The organism is Chryseobacterium luquanense, assembly GCF_026460945.1.
GTDB classification, from domain to species: Bacteria; Bacteroidota; Bacteroidia; order Flavobacteriales; family Weeksellaceae; genus Chryseobacterium; species Chryseobacterium luquanense.
Genome location: NZ_JAOVZV010000008.1, coordinates 1 through 18,096 on the forward strand (window position 1 = coordinate 1; position 18,096 = coordinate 18,096).

At 32.8% G+C, this 18,096-nt stretch carries 15 protein-coding genes; 10 read left to right on the plus strand and 5 right to left on the minus strand.

What is annotated here, in order from left to right; all coding sequences use genetic code 11:
* From OEA66_RS08195 to OEA66_RS08210, 4 genes are all read left to right on the plus strand, one after another.
* On the plus strand, window positions 1-430 hold a 430-nt coding region (locus OEA66_RS08195; RefSeq protein WP_267280909.1), incomplete at its 5' end, for an MFS transporter.
* Window positions 431-503: 73 nt separating this feature from the next.
* The gene (locus tag OEA66_RS08200; RefSeq protein ID WP_267280910.1) at window positions 504-1,430 is read left to right on the plus strand and encodes a mevalonate kinase family protein; all 927 of its coding nucleotides are present in this window, start codon (window positions 504-506) and stop codon (window positions 1,428-1,430) included.
* Window positions 1,431-1,441: 11 nt separating this feature from the next.
* Window positions 1,442-2,371 (plus strand): UbiA family prenyltransferase, encoded by a 930-nt coding sequence (locus tag OEA66_RS08205; protein ID WP_267280911.1) that lies wholly within the window; start codon window positions 1,442-1,444, stop codon window positions 2,369-2,371.
* 63 nt (window positions 2,372-2,434) lie between these two features.
* The gene (locus OEA66_RS08210; protein WP_267280912.1) at window positions 2,435-3,601 is read left to right on the plus strand and encodes a proline dehydrogenase family protein; all 1,167 of its coding nucleotides are present in this window, start codon (window positions 2,435-2,437) and stop codon (window positions 3,599-3,601) included.
* A gap of 81 nt (window positions 3,602-3,682) precedes the next feature.
* Here OEA66_RS08210 and OEA66_RS08215 read toward each other — a convergent pair whose 3' ends face one another.
* Window positions 3,683-4,219, minus strand: a complete 537-nt coding sequence (locus OEA66_RS08215; RefSeq protein ID WP_267280913.1) for a helix-turn-helix domain-containing protein — start codon at window positions 4,217-4,219, stop codon at window positions 3,683-3,685.
* A gap of 853 nt (window positions 4,220-5,072) precedes the next feature.
* Between OEA66_RS08215 and OEA66_RS08220 the strand changes: the two genes are divergently transcribed.
* Window positions 5,073-6,182, plus strand: coding sequence for a M14 family zinc carboxypeptidase (locus tag OEA66_RS08220; RefSeq protein ID WP_267280914.1), 1,110 nt, complete (start codon window positions 5,073-5,075; stop codon window positions 6,180-6,182).
* Between the two features lie 47 nt (window positions 6,183-6,229).
* Here the strand turns inward: OEA66_RS08220 and OEA66_RS08225 are convergent, their stop codons facing one another.
* Window positions 6,230-6,736 (minus strand): DUF4920 domain-containing protein, encoded by a 507-nt coding sequence (locus OEA66_RS08225; protein WP_267280915.1) that lies wholly within the window; start codon window positions 6,734-6,736, stop codon window positions 6,230-6,232.
* Between the two features lie 142 nt (window positions 6,737-6,878).
* Here OEA66_RS08225 and OEA66_RS08230 point away from each other — a divergent pair, with 142 nt between their 5' ends.
* The 4 genes from OEA66_RS08230 (at window position 6,879) to OEA66_RS08245 (ending at window position 12,317) form a co-directional block, all read left to right on the plus strand.
* Window positions 6,879-8,294 carry an APC family permease gene (locus tag OEA66_RS08230; RefSeq protein WP_267280916.1) on the plus strand — a complete coding sequence of 472 codons (1,416 nt, stop codon included), beginning with the start codon at window positions 6,879-6,881 and terminating at the stop codon, window positions 8,292-8,294.
* 734 nt (window positions 8,295-9,028) lie between these two features.
* Window positions 9,029-9,469, plus strand: coding sequence for a GPW/gp25 family protein (locus tag OEA66_RS08235; protein WP_267280917.1), 441 nt, complete (start codon window positions 9,029-9,031; stop codon window positions 9,467-9,469).
* Between the two features lie 22 nt (window positions 9,470-9,491).
* Window positions 9,492-11,369 (plus strand): type VI secretion system baseplate subunit TssF, encoded by a 1,878-nt coding sequence (locus tag OEA66_RS08240; protein WP_267280918.1) that lies wholly within the window; start codon window positions 9,492-9,494, stop codon window positions 11,367-11,369.
* A gap of 21 nt (window positions 11,370-11,390) precedes the next feature.
* Window positions 11,391-12,317 carry a DUF3829 domain-containing protein gene (locus OEA66_RS08245; RefSeq protein WP_267280919.1) on the plus strand — a complete coding sequence of 309 codons (927 nt, stop codon included), beginning with the start codon at window positions 11,391-11,393 and terminating at the stop codon, window positions 12,315-12,317.
* A 71-nt stretch (window positions 12,318-12,388) separates the two neighbouring features.
* Here OEA66_RS08245 and OEA66_RS08250 read toward each other — a convergent pair whose 3' ends face one another.
* The 3 genes from OEA66_RS08250 to OEA66_RS08260 all read right to left on the minus strand — a co-directional run bounded on the left by OEA66_RS08250 (window position 12,389) and on the right by OEA66_RS08260 (window position 14,370).
* Window positions 12,389-12,688 (minus strand): putative quinol monooxygenase, encoded by a 300-nt coding sequence (locus OEA66_RS08250; RefSeq protein ID WP_267280920.1) that lies wholly within the window; start codon window positions 12,686-12,688, stop codon window positions 12,389-12,391.
* A 10-nt stretch (window positions 12,689-12,698) separates the two neighbouring features.
* Window positions 12,699-13,382 (minus strand): type 1 glutamine amidotransferase domain-containing protein, encoded by a 684-nt coding sequence (locus OEA66_RS08255; RefSeq protein WP_267280921.1) that lies wholly within the window; start codon window positions 13,380-13,382, stop codon window positions 12,699-12,701.
* Window positions 13,383-13,800: 418 nt separating this feature from the next.
* Window positions 13,801-14,370 carry a Crp/Fnr family transcriptional regulator gene (locus tag OEA66_RS08260; protein ID WP_267280922.1) on the minus strand — a complete coding sequence of 190 codons (570 nt, stop codon included), beginning with the start codon at window positions 14,368-14,370 and terminating at the stop codon, window positions 13,801-13,803.
* Between the two features lie 197 nt (window positions 14,371-14,567).
* On the opposite strand from OEA66_RS08260, the gene uvrA reads away from it, so the two are divergent.
* The gene (gene uvrA / locus OEA66_RS08265) at window positions 14,568-17,396 is read left to right on the plus strand and encodes an excinuclease ABC subunit UvrA (RefSeq protein WP_267280923.1); all 2,829 of its coding nucleotides are present in this window, start codon (window positions 14,568-14,570) and stop codon (window positions 17,394-17,396) included.
* Window positions 17,397-18,096 lie beyond the last annotated feature (700 nt).

An 18,096-nucleotide genomic window follows, 5' to 3' on the forward strand; every position in this document is an offset into this window, starting at 1 on the left:
TCAGATTATCGCCATTTTTGGAGCATTTTTATTCTCAAGATTATCAAAAAAAATTGGCAATAAAAATGTCATTACAATTGCAGTTATCATTTGGATTGGATGTTGTCTTTCTGCATATTCTTTAAATAAAGAAAACCCTAATGTTCAGCTTCAGTTCTATGGATTGGCTGGTTTGATTGGTTTGGTAATGGGCGGTCTTCAGGCAATGTCGAGGTCAACCTATTCAAAATTATTACCTGAAAATTCAATGGAAAATACTACGTATTTTAGCTTCTATGATGTTCTTGAGAAATTGGCAATCATTCGTGGAATGCTTATATTCAGTGTGTTTATACAGAAGTTTCACAATATGCAATATGCTTTTATATCGATGTCAGCATTTTTTGCGACAGGTGCAATTTTAATAAGATTCTTGAAAACAAAGATATAAGATGTATATTGGCTTAAAATTTGTTAATATTCAGCAGAATTACACTAACTTTGCATAAAGATTTTAACACATAATGACGAACCCTTTATTTTACGCTAAAATAATCCTTTTCGGAGAATACGGAATGATAGAAGACTCACAAGGCCTTGTAGTTCCTTACAGCTTTTATAAAGGCACATTGAAGTTTTCAGATTCAGATTCAGAGTTTGAAAAAAAATCAAATTATCATTTACAGAAATACGCCGATTTTCTTGAAAATTTAAATCTACCTGAGCAATTTAGATTAGATGTAAGTCGTTTTAAAGAAGATATTTCAAACGGACTTTTCTTTGATTCAAATATTCCCCAAGGTTATGGAGTTGGAAGTTCAGGTGCTTTGGTTGCAGCAATTTTTGAAAAATACTGTTTTACAAAACATAATCCGGACAGCATTTCTAAAGACGATTTAAAAAATATCAAAACTATTTTTGGCGAAATGGAAAGTTATTTCCACGGCAAAAGTTCTGGTATGGATCCTTTGATTTGCTACATGAACCTTCCGATTCTTATTGAAAATAAAGAGAATTTAGACAAAGTAGCGATTCCAAAAGGAGAAGAAGGAAAAGGTGCAATTTTCCTTATCGATTCCGGAATTACAGGTGAAACAGGACCAATGATTCAGATTTTCTTTGAAAAAATGAAGACCGAAGGTTTCCGGAAAACGCTTAAAGAAGAGTTTATTCGTTACAATAATGCTTGTATTGATTCTTTTCTTAAAAAAGATATGAACCCATTTTTTAGAAACCTGAAAAAGCTTTCTCATTGGGCTTACGAGCATTTCCGTCCGATGATTCCTGAAAGTATTTTTAACATTTGGAAAAAAGGTTTAGATTCTAATGCTTATTATCTTAAACTTTGTGGAAGCGGAGGTGGAGGCTACATTTTAGGGTTTACCAAAGACTACGAAAAAGCAGAAAAAATGCTTGACGGTTTCCAAAAAGAAGTGATTTACAGATTCTAAAAAGCGTTGGAATGAATTCTGAAAAAGAAAGTTTCCAACAGAAAAATTATATCCAAAAATCTCTATTTTACAGATTATCACAATTCGTGGGCTTTCTCTTAGGCGCACGTTTTTTTGTGGCTGTTTTGCTCACTTTTGCACTTTATGTTTCCACTTTTTTTCTGTTTAATCAGGAAGAATCTTTTCGGAAATTTGTCTTCGATTTCAGAGTTCATGGTATTATTTTCTGTACTGTTTTAAGCATTTTAGCAGGCGGAATCATCAATCAGTTCTACGATTTTGAAAAAGATCATATTGTAAAACCTTTCCGTACCAGAATTCAGAGTTTTATTAAGCAGAAATATTTTTTGTATGCCTATTTGGCTTTAACCGTAATTTCACTGGGAATAGCTAGCTTTATTTCTTATAGAGTTTTAATTTTCTTTGTTGTCTATCAGTTCTTTATGTGGTTTTACAGTCATAAACTGAGCAGAATTTTAATTTTAAATAATTTCACTTTTGTAAGCTTAACATTATATCCATTTTTCGGAATGATGGTTTATTATCAAACTTTTTCCAGAAAAGTTTTTTTAATGGCTATTTTTATTTTTTTAATTCTTTTGTGCATTGATATTGTAAAAGATACATTAACTAAAAGTGTTGATAAAGCTTTTGGATATACAACAATTCCAAATTATTTTAAAAGTAAAAATACCAAGATAATTCTCATTTCATTATTAATTGTCACAATGGCTGTTTCGATGAAATTAATTGTTAAAACGGGAATAGAAGGTTTTATGTTTTATTATTTTACAGGAGGATTGTTTGTTATGATTGTCTGCGTTTATTTACTTTTAAATTCTTCAAGACATACTAAATTTTTAACACTCAATATTTTACGTCTTTGGGTGTTCATTGGAATTCTTGCCATGTTGCTCAACGGAATTGAAGGTAAATTGTAAAAAAAAAGCTTTAAAAAAGCTTAGGTTATTCTTACATTTGCAAAATTAAATTAACAAAAAAGAATGCCCATTTTTAACGATACTAAAGTTGCATTTGCAGACAAAACTGATGCTCAGTTGAGAAAAGCGTATTGGATGTTTAAGATGATTGAGCAACCCGCTTTAACAAATCTTGGAACTTCTGTCCTTAATTTTACCGTTCATAATAATTTTCCGTTTGTCAATACCATTGTCAAAAACACTTTGTTTGAGCAGTTTGTTGGTGGTGAAACGCGTGAAGAAAGTATGAAAGCAGTAAAGCAGCTTTTCAAAAGAGGGGTTGGAAGTATTTTCGATTACTCAATTGAGGGGAAGGAAGACGAAGAAACTTTCGATGCGGTTTGTAAGGAAATTAAAGATATCGTTAAATTTTCTGTGGGTAATCCTGCTATTCCTTTTATTGTTTTTAAACCAACTGCTTTCGGAAGAATTGATTTGTATGAAGCTGTAGGAAAAAAGACTGAACTTACTTCTAGCCAGAAAGAAGAATGGGCGAGAGTGGTAAAAAGATTTGATGAAGTTTGCAAACTTTGCCATGAGCATGACAAAAAAGTAATGGTAGATGCAGAAGAAACCTGGATGCAGGATGCAGCAGATCAACTTTGCGAAGAGATGATGGAAAAGTACAACCAGGAAAAACCAATCGTTTGGAATACCATTCAAATGTATAGAACCGGTCGTCTTGAATATATGGAACAGAATCTTCAAAGAGCAAGAGAAAAGAATTATTTCATAGGTTATAAGATTGTTCGTGGTGCTTACATGGAAAAAGAACGTGCGAGAGCTGCAGAAAAAGGATATGCAGATCCGATTCAACCGACAAAAGAGGCTTCAGATAAAAATTACAATTCAGGAATTGATTTTGTAATGAATCATTTAGATAAAGTTTCGGCATTCTTTGGAACCCACAACGAAATTTCTTCTGAATTGGTGATGGTTAAAATGAAGGTTAAAGGACTGGAGAATAAACATCAAAATATCTATTTTGGGCAACTTTACGGGATGAGTGACAATATCACCTTCTATTTGTCTGATAAGGGCTATAATGCTGCAAAATATCTTCCTTACGGTCCTGTAAAAGACGTCGTTCCGTATCTTACGAGAAGAGCAAGAGAAAACACTTCAGTTGCCGGACAAACCGGAAGAGAATTAGGTTTGATAAAAAAAGAACTGGATAGAAGAAGAAAATAATTTTCTTAAAATATATCAAAAAGCTCAGTCGTAATGATTGAGCTTTTTTATTTTTAAAAATTCTTGAGCTAATCCTAATTTTTAAGGCTCAAAACTTTCAAATTTACCATTTTCATAAAAGATAACAATACGTTTTATGTTATTTTCTTGATTTTCAATAACTTGACTTAAAATTTCCTCTTTTGGTTTTTCTAATCGCTGAGAATCGATTATTTTTTCATTGGCTTTACTTTGATACATTTTAACCGATTCTGAAGGCCTTGTAAAAATTGGTTTTTCCTCTTCAATAATTTCTTCTTCACTTCCAAAATCATCATCATCATTCATCATCGTAAATAAATCGGGCAGAGAAGTTGGTTTTAATTTTTCTTCCGTGACTGGTTCTTCTGTATCGGGAAGTTCAGACTTTAGCATTTCACCATCACCATTAACTAGCCAATCCCATAAAATTTCAGGGAAACGAGATTTTATTTTAATGATAAATTCTAGGGAAGGTTTATTTCTTCCGGAAGTTATATGAGAAATAGATGAGCGTTGTACATCCACTTCATCTGCAAATTCAGATGGAGTAAAACCGGAATATTCTATAACTTTTGAAATTCTTTCATTTAAACTCATAAAATAAGCTGTAAAATTACTTTTACAAATGTAAATAATAAATTTACAAAACACAAATACAAATGTAAACAATTAAAACTTATGAGATATACATAAGTAAATAGTGTTAAATATCTAAATAGCAGTAGTTTAAGATATTGATAAAATTTATTTAGATAAATTACTTAACAAAATTTCCACAATAGACTTCGGATAAATTATCACTTAAAGTAAAAGATGAAGTAAAATAAGTAATAGAAATTAAAGAAATGATAGTTCATATATAGTACGGTTAAATTTCTTCTTTTTATGATTAACAGGGTATTTATTCCTTCTTTGAAGAGCTATGGAGTAGGAGACGGTTTATATATCGACTAAACGCCTAATTTATGACTGCTCCTCTCGGTAAGTTTAAATCTTAAGGTCATAATCTGTCATTGGTAAACACTTTTAACAATATTTTAAGATACGATCCCTTCTATAAATCTTTTTGTTTTATGGTTATGTTATATCTCTTATTTAAAGGTTTATTTACATCGATTTTTTGAGAATTAATTTTATGTTATCCGCAATTAACATTTGTATATTATAGTTTAATTATTAGTTTTTCCACAATTGATTTGTTTAAGTTAATTACGCTCATTTTCATCAAAGCGCCCTTATTCGCACTTAAAGTATATATATTTATTAACTTTATGTAAATTTTGTAAAATACTGAAAATTAAACTTTTAAATAATTTATATTAAATTATCGTTAATCCACAATTTTACTAACAGACAATCTGTCAATTTACATTGTTTAACAATGTTACAGTTGTTAATTTTAGTTTTACATCTAAAATGATTAATTTTGAAAAATGTAAATTATTATTGAATGAGTTTTGAACATTTATATATTGCAAATCCCGATTTTCCTAATCGCTATATTTCTCCCGAAAAATTATTTTATTACTTACAGACAAACCTCAAAGATTATATTCAAGAAATTGGAAAGTCGTATTTAGATAAGCCTATTTTTAAGCTCAGTATTGGAACAGGTAAAATCAATGTTCTGGCCTGGTCACAAATGCACGGAAATGAGTCAAACGCTACCCATGCAATGCTTGATTTACTAAAAAGTCTGGAAGAAGCTTCAGATTTAAAAGAAGAACTTTTCAGAAATATAAGTCTAGATTTTATCTTTATGTTAAATCCGGACGGATCGCAGAAATGGACAAGGCTAAATGCTTCAGAAATTGATCTCAACCGCGATTTCCATAATGAAGCGAGTAAAGAGATTAGATTCCTGAAGAATTTGGCAGTTTCAAAAAAGTATGATTATGCATTAAATCTACATGAACAACGTACTATTTTTACAACAGATGGCATTCATCCGGCAACGCTCTCCTTTTTGGCGCCTTCAGAAAATGTGGAACGTACTGTTACGGAAAACAGAAAAAAATGTATGGCAGTAATTGCCGATATTTATACTCATTTAAAAGAATTAATCCCGAATCAGATTGGGAGGTATTCTGATGAGTTTTATCCGACTTCAACTGGTGATAATTTCATAAAAGCTGGAATGCCAACAATTCTTTTTGAAGGTGGACATTTTGTTGATGATTATTCAAGAAAAGAAACAAGGAAGTATTACACAATTGCTTTGTATTATGCTTTAAAAGCAATAAGCGAGTTAAATTCCGATACAAGAGGTTGGGAGGTTTATCAGGAAATTCCCGAAAATCAGGAAACGCATTACGATATTATTTACCGAAATGTAAAATTAAATACAGACCATGAATGTATTTTGGATATTGCGGTTCAGTACAGAGAAATTTATGAAGATGGAAAAGATGATATCTCATTTATCCCTTTTGTGATGGAAGCAGGTGAAGTAGATAAGAGAAAAGGTTGGCTGGAAATTGACTGTACAGGAAAAAGATTTGTTTCAGATACAAAATATCCTAAACTTGATGCACAAGTAAATTTCAAAATAGAAGACTAAAAAAGCGGAACAATTTGTTCCGCTTTTGTTTTAAGTTATATCGAATGTTAATTAACAACTTTAATTCCGTTCGCTACAAATCTGATTTCTTCTTTTGGTTTTGTAATCGCATCAATTTCAGACTGAGGCTTTTTAGCATCTTCTGCATAATGTTTCTGCTCATCGATAGAAGTTACTTTTCTTTCGGCATTACCTTCTAAAACTACGTTTTTACCTTTCAAAGCTGTCGGCACGAAAAAACCATAATCTTTCATTTTAACGAAAAACTGAGTATCGTCTTCAGTTTGAATGGTCAACCAGCACCCTTTTTTGTCGCAAACGTCAACCACTTTTCCTTTGATGGCAACATTTTCAACTTTTTTGTTGTCTTTTTTCAATTTTTTAGCAAGTTTATCAACGCTCATCGCTTTAGATTCTGTTGATGTAACTGTAGATCCGTAAGTATCACCTACAATTGCGTTTCCTGCTGGAGGTCCGAATTTCTTTCCTTCCTGTGCAAATGCTAACGTTGAAGCACTTACAGCTACTAAAAATAATATGGATTTTAATTTCATTCTTAATATTTTTTCCAAAATTAGTAATAAAATTTGAATTTAGAATGATTACAAACTTGATAAAAAACAGGTAATTTTTAATTGTAAAACAAAATCGAAAATCTATTGCATAATTAATTATATTTGAGCGTAATAATTAAATATGCAGAAAAAACTGAAGCTTTGGGACGCTGTCATGCTTGTAATGGGCTCCATGATTGGAAGCGGAATCTTTATCGTAAGTGCCGATATGATGCGGAATCTTGGCTCAGGATATTGGTTGATAATCGTTTGGATCATTACAGGGATAATGACTGTTGCTGCTGCAATAAGTTATGGCGAATTATCATCGCTATTCCCAAAGGCTGGCGGACAATACACTTATATTACAGAAATTTTCGGAAAGAAAATGGGCTTTTTGTATGGATGGGGATTATTCACCGTCATACAAACAGGTACAATTGCTGCTGTTGCCATGGCTTTCGGGAAGTTTACGGCGTATTTAATTCCGGATTTAAATAATGCAGCTCCCATTTTTCAAAGTGGAGAATTTCAGATTACCTGGATTCAGATTTTAGCAATTGCAGTGATTATTTTACTAACATATATAAATACAAGAGGTGTAGAAAGTGGAAAAATCTTACAGAATCTATTCACAGGTTCAAAAATTCTGGCGTTACTGGGTTTAATAGCTTTAGGTTTTATCCTTGTAGATTTCTCTCATTTAGCAGAGAATTTCGGTTTCGGAACAGATTCTTTCAGTAATTTAATTAAAGATAAAAAAGGCAATTTCTTACAATCGGGTTGGGAACCTATTTCCGGAATGACTTTAATGGGCGGAATTGCAGCTGCAATGGTAGGTTCCGTTTTCAGTTCGGTTGCATGGGAAAGTGTAACATTTGTATCTGGAGAAATTGAAAATCCTAAAAAGAATGTTGTCAAAGCTATGATTTTAGGAACTTCTGCGGTAATGTTGTTGTACATCGCAGTAAATTTCGTGTATATTAATGCTCTAGACAGAGATTCAATTGCTTTTGCAGCCAATGATAGAGTAGCAGTTGCTGCTTCACAGAATATTTTCGGAAGTGCGGGAACGGTCATTATTGCAGTTCTCGTAATGGTTTCTACTTTCGGTTGTAATAACGGATTAATTTTAGCCGGAGCAAGAGTGTTCCAAACAATGGCAAAAGACGGTTTATTTTTCAAATCAGCTATCGAAAACAATAAAAACCAGGTTCCGTCAAACGCTTTATGGATGCAGGGAATTTGGGCTTCCGTACTTTGTCTGAGCGGACAGTACGGAAATCTTTTAGATATGATTTCGTTCGTCATTGTATTATTTTACATGATTACGGTTTTCGGAGTAATTTATTTAAGAATCAAACAACCTAATCTTGAAAGACCTTATAAAACGTGGTTATATCCAATCACTCCTATTGTGTATCTTGTAATCGGAACGGCATTTTGTATCTTATTGTTAATCTATAAACAGCAATATACTTGGCCAGGATTTTTGATTGTTATGCTCGGGCTTCCCGTTTATTATCTTATTAACAGAAATAAAAATGCAGATTCTTAATTTTTTAGGAGCTTAATCCCGCTTTCACTACTCGCTTTTTCGTGGTTGTTTCGCCAAGCTTCACAACCACAAAAAGAGCTCAAACAAACCGTTCAATCGGGGCTAAAAAGTAATGCATTTGATTGTTAAGGATACAAACAAAAGTTTAAATCTATCTCACTAAAGCAAAAACCTTGTGCAGTAGAATAAAAACCATCGGTACTAAAGTAAAAATCTTCCTCATTGGAATAAAAACCTACATAAGTACAATAATGACCTACTTAATCACATAAAAGAACCGGGAGAGTACAATAAAAATCTACTGTACTGGAATAAAAATGTACTGTAGTAGAATAAAGAACTGCAGTAGTTGATGAAAATTTAAGATAAAATGAATTCAGTTAATGTTAACCCTTTTAAATCTTTGTATTTCGGAAATAAGTGAAACGTCCTTGCCTAGCTTAATAAAATTATTATAAAAAATCTTCGTATTTCTTTGCGTTTAATAATCTTATGATACAAATCAATCATGCCAGGTTTTAACCTTGAAATGGTTTTTACAGCGTCGATAAATTTTATGGCAATTAAAGCTGAAAGAAATACAAAGCTTTTTGTCTCTAAGAACCCCTCTAATAAACAGAAGATTTCAATTCTTCAGCAATAAATTTCAGGTTCCATGAGGTATTATTTAGCAAAAATGATTAATTTGGTATTTCGTTTTATACAACACCAAAGAAAATAACGAAATATCACTTATGGACACACCAAATTACAGAATGCCTTTTGTACCGTCTACTCTTATGTCCGAAGGTGGAAGTATCGATACCTGCGACATGGGAGAAAGCATTGCTCACAATATTATGCTTTTAATCACGACGAAAAAAGGAGAAAACAGATATGATGACAACTACGGAAACGATGTCTGGAATCTTGAATTCGATAACGGCGTTACATCAGCAGTTTGGGAAAATGTATTCATCAAAAGTCTTAAAAGACAGATTTTAGAATATGAAACCCGAATCGTACAGCCCCAAATCGATGCTCACATACAGTTTGTAGAGCATAACTATGATACCAAAGAACATACGGAAATCAAGAAAAAAGTAAGAATCGGAATTAATGCAAAAATGGAAGCTACAGGTGAGCGTTTCAGTTTTTCTACCGAGCTTTTCCTGAGCCCGATGTCCATCGATTAATATCTATCTGTAAAAATATCTTATGAATTTAGATCAGAATATTTATTCCAAAGAATCCGTAAAAGCGAGAATGCTTCAGAATGCTACAAAAGTTTGGGGATTAAAAAGTCCACAGTCATTAGATCCTTTTGTAAAATTACTCATTGATGCATTCAGTACAGAGGTTTTTAAAGCGAATAACGAAATTCAGACTGTTAATGCAAGGATTTTAGAGAAACTTGCTAAACTATTAACACCGTCAATTTATACCCATCCTATTCCTGCTCATGGTTTAGCATATACTGCACCCGATGAATCTTCAGAAATTTTGCTGGAGCACACCGAGTTTTTCTTTAAAAAACACATGAATTCCACCATAAAATCGGAATCAGACAAGCAACTGAACATTCCTTTTACTCCGGTTGGAAGTGTAAGAACCAACAAAGTACAGACTGCAGTTATGTTTGTAGGGAACACCTGCTACAGTTTAGATGAAAGATTAAATAAAATACCAATCTCAAGAGTTCAGGGAAGACCGGAAGATTATAGAAAAGTGACGATTGGAATTGATGTTTCAAAATTTACCAACGAAAAGTTTCCTAAAACGTTAAGCATTTACTGCTCAAATCCTGCATTTGAACATTTAGATTTTGTTTATAAATTATTGCCTTACAGTACCGTTTCAAGCAACGGAAATCCGATGTTTATCAAAGAAGGAATTTCTTACATAAAAAACCCTCAAGTAGAAGGGTACGAACAGATATTTCACGAACAGTCAATAAAATCCAAGATTATCGATGATATTAAAAGCATTTATCATCATAAATTTATTGAAGTAACAGGGCTTTCAAGAGATTTGTTTACGAGGAGCCTTCCACAGGATTTAGATTTCCTGAACGGAAGAGAAGAGATCGAAAAATACCTGAACGGAAAAGAATATCTGTGGCTTACTTTTGAGTTTCCACCACAGTTTTCGTCTGAGATTTTAGATAATTTTACTTTTGTTCTCAATGCTTTTCCTGTTTACAACCGAGGCTGGAAAAAAACAGAATACAGCTTAGATATCATGGGAAATAATATTCCTTTGATTACCGAAGATGCAGAACATTTCCTTTATGTAGATGAGGTTCAGGACGGAGACGGAAGAAAATATACAGAAATTCCTTTCACCCCTTCAGACAATCTTAAAAAGGGATTGTACACTGTAAGAAAAGGCGGGATGGAGCGTTTCAACAACCGAAACGCAGTCGACATGATTTCCAATGTTCTGGAATTGACTAGAGATGAAATTGCAGCGTTTTCTTTACTAAACCGGGATAATGTAAAAGGAATTTTGGGCGAAATGTCTGATAAGATGAAATCGATGGTGCAGAAAGTAAATAATGCTAAAAGAAGCATCAGACAGGAACTTAATTATGTCATTATGGAACCTGTTGACAAAACAGACCACACTTACGCTTCATTTTGGATTACCCATTGCACTTTTGCCAATCATATGCGTCCCGGAACTGAGCTTTCAAACCAATTGAAATCACAATCGATGATTTTGTTGACAGAAACCATTGGCGGAGCAGAAGAGCAGAAAGGTTCAGACAGTATTCAGGCTTACAAATACGCTTTAACGACGAGAGACAAAATTATTTCTCTGGAAGATGTGAAGAATTATTGCAGAATGGTTTTAAAAGACGAAATGAAAGACGTGCGTGTAAAACGTGGAACCATGATCAGCAACAAGCCAAAAGAAGGCTTTATAAGAACTGTAGAAGTAGAGATTGTTCCGAATAATTATTCGTTTTACGGAAGAATGTATTGGGAAAACATGGCAAATATTCTCCGAAATCAAATTGTCTCCAAAGCAATTGACGGAATTGAATATCTAGTGAAAGTCAGCAATGAAGACACCGATTTTTTTGAAAATTAATTAAATACCAAACTATAAAATATGAAAAAAGTAATGATGTTTGCACTCGCATTATCGCTGAGCGCAGCAACGATAAGCTGTAAAAAAGGAATGGATAAAATAGGAAATGCCGTTCTGAAAGCTGGGGAAAATGAATCGCAGGCAATTATTGATTTTAATAATGATTTTTTAGATTCTTATAAAACTTCATCCAGACATATTGAGAATATCGTGAAATATGCAGAATCAGCGGTGAAAAAATCTCATGGTGAGACAGTTTACAGTATGCCGATGGTTATCAATTCAATGGATTATTCTTTAAGTAAAATAAAAGATGTTCCTTCCGGTTTTGAAAAAGACAAAACATTAATTGAAACCGATTTTAATACTTATAAGGCAAAAAGAGAAAGCATTGAAAAAAAGTATGAAGAACTGAAATCTTATATCACCTCTGAAGACTACAAAGATGATAAAGGTGCTAAAGCTGAAGCGTTGCAAAAAGATATTGAAGCAGAAGCACAGGCATTTTTCACAGCAGGAGAAAATATTTTAACGAAGATAAAACCGGCAACAGATGCTGCAGAAGAAGTCATTCTGAAAGATCACCCAATGAAAGAATTTATAGTTTCTTCTAAATCTCTGATGAGTTTTATGGATTCTGTGATGGATCTTTTAGATAAACAGTATGCGGGAAGCTTCAATGAAGCCGAAGCTCAGAAAAAATATGATGAATTTGAGAAAATCGTAAGCATTAATTCGAGTAAAGTTTTTAATGTAAAAGAGCAGCAATACGCTTACAAAAAAACAGAGCTTGAAACGTTAAACAAAAAAGCATCAGATTTCTTAGATAAATACAGAAAACTGATTAGAGATTCTAAATCAACAGGGAAAATTCCGGACAGTAATATCCAGGAAATGGATTCTGCTTATGAATCTGTTCTGAATTCTTATAACTCGTTTGTAAAATAATTATTAAAGAGAAATTAAGAAAAAATAATTCCGAAAAACTTTAATTTATCTAAGTTTTTCGGAATTTTAAATTAAATAATCTGATTCATCAGAATCACCTCCCTGTTTTCCAGTAAAGGAATAATCTGCTTTACCACAAAATTTTGATAATGCTCAGAATGACGGTGAATTTCTATCGCTGATTCATTTTCATAGCCTTCAAAAAGAATTAATGTATTCTCATCAGTTTTACTTTGATGAATTTTGTAAAATAAATTTCCTTTTTCTTCAGAACTTTTTTGGGCAGCCTCTTTCATAATTTGCAATACAGCATCCAGTTTTCCTTCTTTTACCTGCCATTTGGCATATACGTAAATTGCTTGTTCATTCATCTTTTTAGTTTTAAATTAAATTTTTAGATTCTAGAATCGCTACCATTTTTTCTCCGACCCCTTTTGCTGAAGCTGGATTTTGTCCTGTTACCAGATTTCCGTCAGCAATACTGTTAGCTGACCAGGCTTCCGCAGCATGAAAAATTGCACCTTGCCCAGTCAAAGCAGTCTGCAAATCAAAAGTAACATCAGCTTTTGCATAATTATCTTCTTCTTCAGTAGTAAAAGATGCGATGTTTTTACCATTCACCAGATAAGTTCCGTCGCTCAATTTTACATTGAGTAAAGAAACGGGACCATGACAAACTGCTCCTACAACACCATTTCTCTCGTAAACCTCGGCAATTACTTTTTTAAGTTCAGTATTTTCAGGCATATCGACCATCGGAGCTAAACCTCCCGGAATGAAAACAGCATCATATTCATCGGTATTTACATTTGAAAGTTTTGATGCGCTGTGCATATCTTCCCAACCTTTTCCTGTTAGAAATTTTAAATTATCAGGATCATCGGCTAAATTTAAAGCATCTAAAAATGGTGATTCACCTGTTAAACTTGCGAAATCTATTTGATAATCTGCTTTTTCGAATTCTGCATAAGGATGGGCTACTTCAGATAAGAAAGTTCCTGTTCTTCTGTTATTGGGACCGATTGTGTTTGCATTAGAAACAATAATTAAAACTTTTGGTTTCATGACTTTGAATTTTTTAGTTAAATAAATATTTTGTTTGATCTTTTTGAAATCGTTTTAATTTCTATAGCAAATGTAGGTCTGTTCAAAGCTTCAATCGAAGGAGGGAAGTCACAAAAAAAGTGTGATCGAAATCACACTTAATCTTTGAATACTTAAATCAATTAAAATTTATAAATATCGGTTGTGTATTTGAAGAAGTAATTAAGGAATTGAAAATTAAAATAATGGTTTTTCTTTGCTAAATGAAATGCCATTGTTTATCTTAAAAAAGAATTTATTGTAAAACCTTTGTCTTTCTTTGTGATTAAAAAACGCAAGGAAAGACAAAGAATTATAAAATAACACTTAGATATAGTTAAATAATGGCGTTTCACTTATTTTTGAAAGACAAAGATTAAAATGCAAAGAGTTGTAGAAATTATTTTGTATTTGAATAAAGTCGGCTTAAAGTTTCCCGACTTACCCCCAAATATTCTGCAACATATTTTTTAGGAATCTGTGAGATCAAATCCGGATATAATTTTGAAAACTCTTCGTAACGTTGTTGAGGTGTGCTTGAAAGCAGAAGAATAATTCTCTGTTGTAAGGCGATATAACCATTGGTAAGCTTTGTTCTGAAAAAATATTCCATTTTATGAAATTCTGAAGCTAACTTTTCTCTGCCTTCTAAAGTGAGACACGCAACCGCTCCGTCTTGCAAACATTCTACAAACATCGTTGCATTTTTTTGTTTAAAAAAACCTATGTAATCGGTCATCCACCAATCTTTTTTTGCAAACTGAAGAATGTGTTCTTTTCCGTTTTCGTCGATGTAAAAAACTTTATAAATTCCATCAAGAGTAAGAAATTCAAATTTTACTTCATCACCTTCATGCACCAAAAACTGATTTTTGCGAACATTTTTAATCGTAAAAAATGTTTTTATATCATCGAATTCTTCGTCTGTCACAGAAATAATTTCCTCAATGTGCTCCCGTAGTCTGTTCATGTCTGTATTTAAATCACTGTAAATTTAAGTAAAAACAGGAATAATTTTTTAAATCAATTGTAATCTTAGAAAGAATTAAAATTCAAGTCTATTTCACTTATTTGAATCTAAAATTCCTAACATTTTTTAACATCAAAAAGTCCATAAAATTCTGTAATTTTGCACATCGTGATTTTCATGTAAAGTCACCCCAAATTATGAGTGAATCAAAAGAATATATAGAAGTTTACGGAGCCAGAGAACACAATCTTAAAAACATTGATGTTAAAATTCCGCGCAACGAATTGGTCGTGATTACCGGGCTTTCGGGAAGCGGAAAATCATCATTGGCTTTTGATACTATTTTTGCGGAAGGTCAACGTCGTTATATTGAAACGTTTTCTGCCTATGCAAGACAGTTCTTAGGTGGTTTGGAACGTCCAGATGTTGATAAAATCGAAGGTTTGTCTCCCGTAATTGCCATCGAACAGAAAACAACAAACAAAAACCCTCGTTCAACCGTTGGAACCGTTACGGAACTTTACGATTATCTACGTCTTTTGTTTGCAAGAGTTTCTGATGCGTATTCTCAAACGACAGGAAAGAAATTGGTAAGTTACACTGAAGATCAAATTCTTGAAACGATCAAAGAAAATTATAAAGGCGAGAAGATTATGCTGATGGCACCTGTTGTGCGCTCCAGGAAAGGGCATTATCACGAACTTTTTGTGCAAATGGCGAAAAAAGGATACGGACAAGCCAGAATTGATGGTGAATTGACGGATATTGAATATGATTTAAAGCTTGACCGTTACAAAACCCACGACATCGATATCGTAATCGACCGTTGGATTATCGGTGAATCTGCTTCCGAAACAAGGATGGAAAAATCGCTTCGAACTGCAATGGAAATGGGTGAAGGTTTGATCGGAATCCAAAAACTGGGAACTACAGACATCGAATATTTCTCTAAAAATTTAATGGATGCTGAAACCGGTCATTCATTGGCTTTACCGGAACCAAATACATTTTCATTCAACTCTCCGAAAGGAAGCTGCCCGAGTTGTAAAGGTTTAGGAACAATTAAAAAGATTAATACTGATTATTTTGTTGAAAACCCTAAATTATCAATCAATCAGGGTGGTTTATTGCCATTAGAAGATTTAAAATCTAATAAATGGATTCTTTCCCAGATTAAAAATATTCTTGAAATTTTTGGTTTAGGATTGGCAACTCCATTTAAAGATATTCCGGCAGAAGCACTGGATTATATGTACAACGGTTGCCACAAAGAATTTAATAAAGACTTAAAATATGCAGGAATAACCAAAAAAATTAAAATCAGTTTTGATGGGTTGATTCCTTTTATGGAAGAGTTGATTGAAGAAAAAGAATCTTACGAAGCGATTTTGCTGGAAAGACATTTCACGACAGAAGAAACTTGTCCGGATTGTAAAGGGACTCGTCTTCAACCTGGAAGTTTAAGCTTTAAAATCGACGGAAAAAATATTGCTGAAATTAACGCTTTAAGTTTATCAGATTTAAAAGATTGGTTGAGAGATGTTAAAGATAAATTTTCAGAAAAAAACGGAATTATCGCTCATGAGATTTTAAAGGAAATTGAAACCAGACTTCAGTTTTTATTGGATGTCGGTTTGGAATATTTAAGTCTGAGCAGAAGTTCAAAAACACTTTCGGGTGGAGAATCACAAAGAATCCGTCTCGCAACGCAGATTGGTTCTCAGTTGGTGAATGTACTGTATATTTTAGATGAACCAAGTATCGGTTTGCACCAGAGAGATAATGAACGTTTGATTAATTCATTAAAAAATCTCCGTGACATCGGAAACTCAGTGTTGGTGGTAGAGCACGACAAAGATATGATCATGGAAGCTGATGAGGTTTTGGATATTGGTCCGAGAGCCGGAAAATTTGGTGGAGAAATTCTTTGGCAGGGAAAACCTGCAGATCTACTGAAAGCAGATACCATCACTGCAGATTATATCAACGGAAAAAGAAAAATTGCCATTCCTGAAGTTAGAAGAGAAGGAAATGGTAAAAATATTATTCTAAAAGGTGCAACAGGAAACAATCTTAAAAATGTAACGTTAGATATTCCTTTAGGGAAATTGGTTGTTGTGACAGGGATTTCGGGAAGCGGAAAATCTTCTCTGATCAACGGAACTCTATATCCGATTCTGAACAAACATTTCTACAGAGCTGTTCAGGAACCTTTACCGTACAAGAAAGTAGAAGGTCTTGATAATATCGATAAAATTGTAGATGTTGACCAGACTCCGATTGGCAGAACTCCACGTTCAAATCCTGCAACATACACCGGCATGTTTACTGATATCAGAAATTTATTTTCTGAATTACCTGAATCTAAAATCCGTGGTTACAAACCAGGAAGATTTTCTTTCAACGTAAAAGGTGGAAGATGCGAAACTTGTCAGGGAGGAGGTTTGAAAGTCATTGAAATGAACTTTTTACCCGATGTTTATGTGCATTGTGAAACCTGCAACGGAAAACGTTTCAACAGAGAAACTTTGGAAGTGCGTTACAAAGGAAAATCAATTTCCGATGTTTTGGATATGACAATAGATGAAGCGGTAGATTTCTTCCAGCCGATTCCTAAGATTTTTTCAAGAGTGAAAACTTTGCAGGATGTTGGTTTGGGTTACATCACAATGGGGCAACAGTCGACCACACTTTCCGGAGGTGAAGCGCAGCGTATCAAATTAGCAACAGAATTGGCAAAAAGACAGACCGGAAATACATTATACATTCTTGATGAACCAACAACCGGACTTCATTTTGAAGATGTTAAAATTCTGATGGATGCGATAAATAAGTTGGTAGAATTAGGAAATTCATTCATTATCATCGAACATAATATGGATGTCATCAAATTGGCAGATCATATTATTGACGTTGGTCCTGAAGGTGGAAAATACGGCGGTGAGATTATTGCCAAAGGAACTCCGGAAGAGATTATCAAGTCTAAGAAAAGTTTGACAGGGAAGTATTTGAAGAAGGAGATGTAGTAAATAACAATGAAAGGTTACTCAATTGTTATTTTGAATTTTTTACTGATGACAATCTTATCAGGGGTAATTTCTTTTTTGTCATTTCAGCTGGAATACTTTTTAGGATGGTATTCAGGAAGTAGGTATGAAGATTTTACATATATTTCAACAACTGATAATAAAGAATTTTTTCTTGATTTTATAAAGTTAGAATTCTATTACTTGTTTATTGCAATAATCAGTTATCCATTTTTTATTTTTCTTAAAAGTAGAACTCAAAAGAAAAATTTGAAACTGAATTTGATTGTTTTGTGTAATTATGTCTTTTTTATTTTGCCATTAATCTTTAATGGAATTTCTTTTTCATCATATATTTATTTGATTGTTTTAGGGTTAATTTTAATTATACTTTATGTTTTTTGGAAATTAATAATAACTAAAACACATTACTAAATTGATATAATAGTTACAGCATAAATGTAGGTCAGCTTTTCAAAAAGTTGACTTTTTTATTACTAAAATCAATTCCAATGTTAATAATTTAATTATTTTTAAAATTTAAATAATTGATTATCAGAATCTTGTGTTTCAATGTTAACTCAATGTTAACTCAATGTGAAATTTGTATGAATATTTTTTTATATCTTTGAATTAGAAATCAAAACAAGTTTAATATCTAATTTAAAATCAAATGATTATGAAATCGCTATTTACAATT

Coding starts and splice junctions, on each gene's coding strand:
- OEA66_RS08225 (WP_267280915.1), bottom strand. CDS start 6,736: ATGAAATTAAAATCCATATTATTTTTAGTAGCTGTAAGTGCTTCAACG.
- OEA66_RS08220 (WP_267280914.1), top strand. CDS start 5,073: ATGAGTTTTGAACATTTATATATTGCAAATCCCGATTTTCCTAATCGC.
- OEA66_RS08235 (WP_267280917.1), top strand. CDS start 9,029: ATGGACACACCAAATTACAGAATGCCTTTTGTACCGTCTACTCTTATG.
- OEA66_RS08250 (WP_267280920.1), bottom strand. CDS start 12,688: ATGAATGAACAAGCAATTTACGTATATGCCAAATGGCAGGTAAAAGAA.
- OEA66_RS08240 (WP_267280918.1), top strand. CDS start 9,492: ATGAATTTAGATCAGAATATTTATTCCAAAGAATCCGTAAAAGCGAGA.
- uvrA (WP_267280923.1), top strand. CDS start 14,568: ATGAGTGAATCAAAAGAATATATAGAAGTTTACGGAGCCAGAGAACAC.
- OEA66_RS08245 (WP_267280919.1), top strand. CDS start 11,391: ATGAAAAAAGTAATGATGTTTGCACTCGCATTATCGCTGAGCGCAGCA.
- OEA66_RS08255 (WP_267280921.1), bottom strand. CDS start 13,382: ATGAAACCAAAAGTTTTAATTATTGTTTCTAATGCAAACACAATCGGT.
- OEA66_RS08200 (WP_267280910.1), top strand. CDS start 504: ATGACGAACCCTTTATTTTACGCTAAAATAATCCTTTTCGGAGAATAC.
- OEA66_RS08260 (WP_267280922.1), bottom strand. CDS start 14,370: ATGAACAGACTACGGGAGCACATTGAGGAAATTATTTCTGTGACAGAC.
- OEA66_RS08230 (WP_267280916.1), top strand. CDS start 6,879: ATGCAGAAAAAACTGAAGCTTTGGGACGCTGTCATGCTTGTAATGGGC.
- OEA66_RS08210 (WP_267280912.1), top strand. CDS start 2,435: ATGCCCATTTTTAACGATACTAAAGTTGCATTTGCAGACAAAACTGAT.
- OEA66_RS08205 (WP_267280911.1), top strand. CDS start 1,442: ATGAATTCTGAAAAAGAAAGTTTCCAACAGAAAAATTATATCCAAAAA.
- OEA66_RS08215 (WP_267280913.1), bottom strand. CDS start 4,219: ATGAGTTTAAATGAAAGAATTTCAAAAGTTATAGAATATTCCGGTTTT.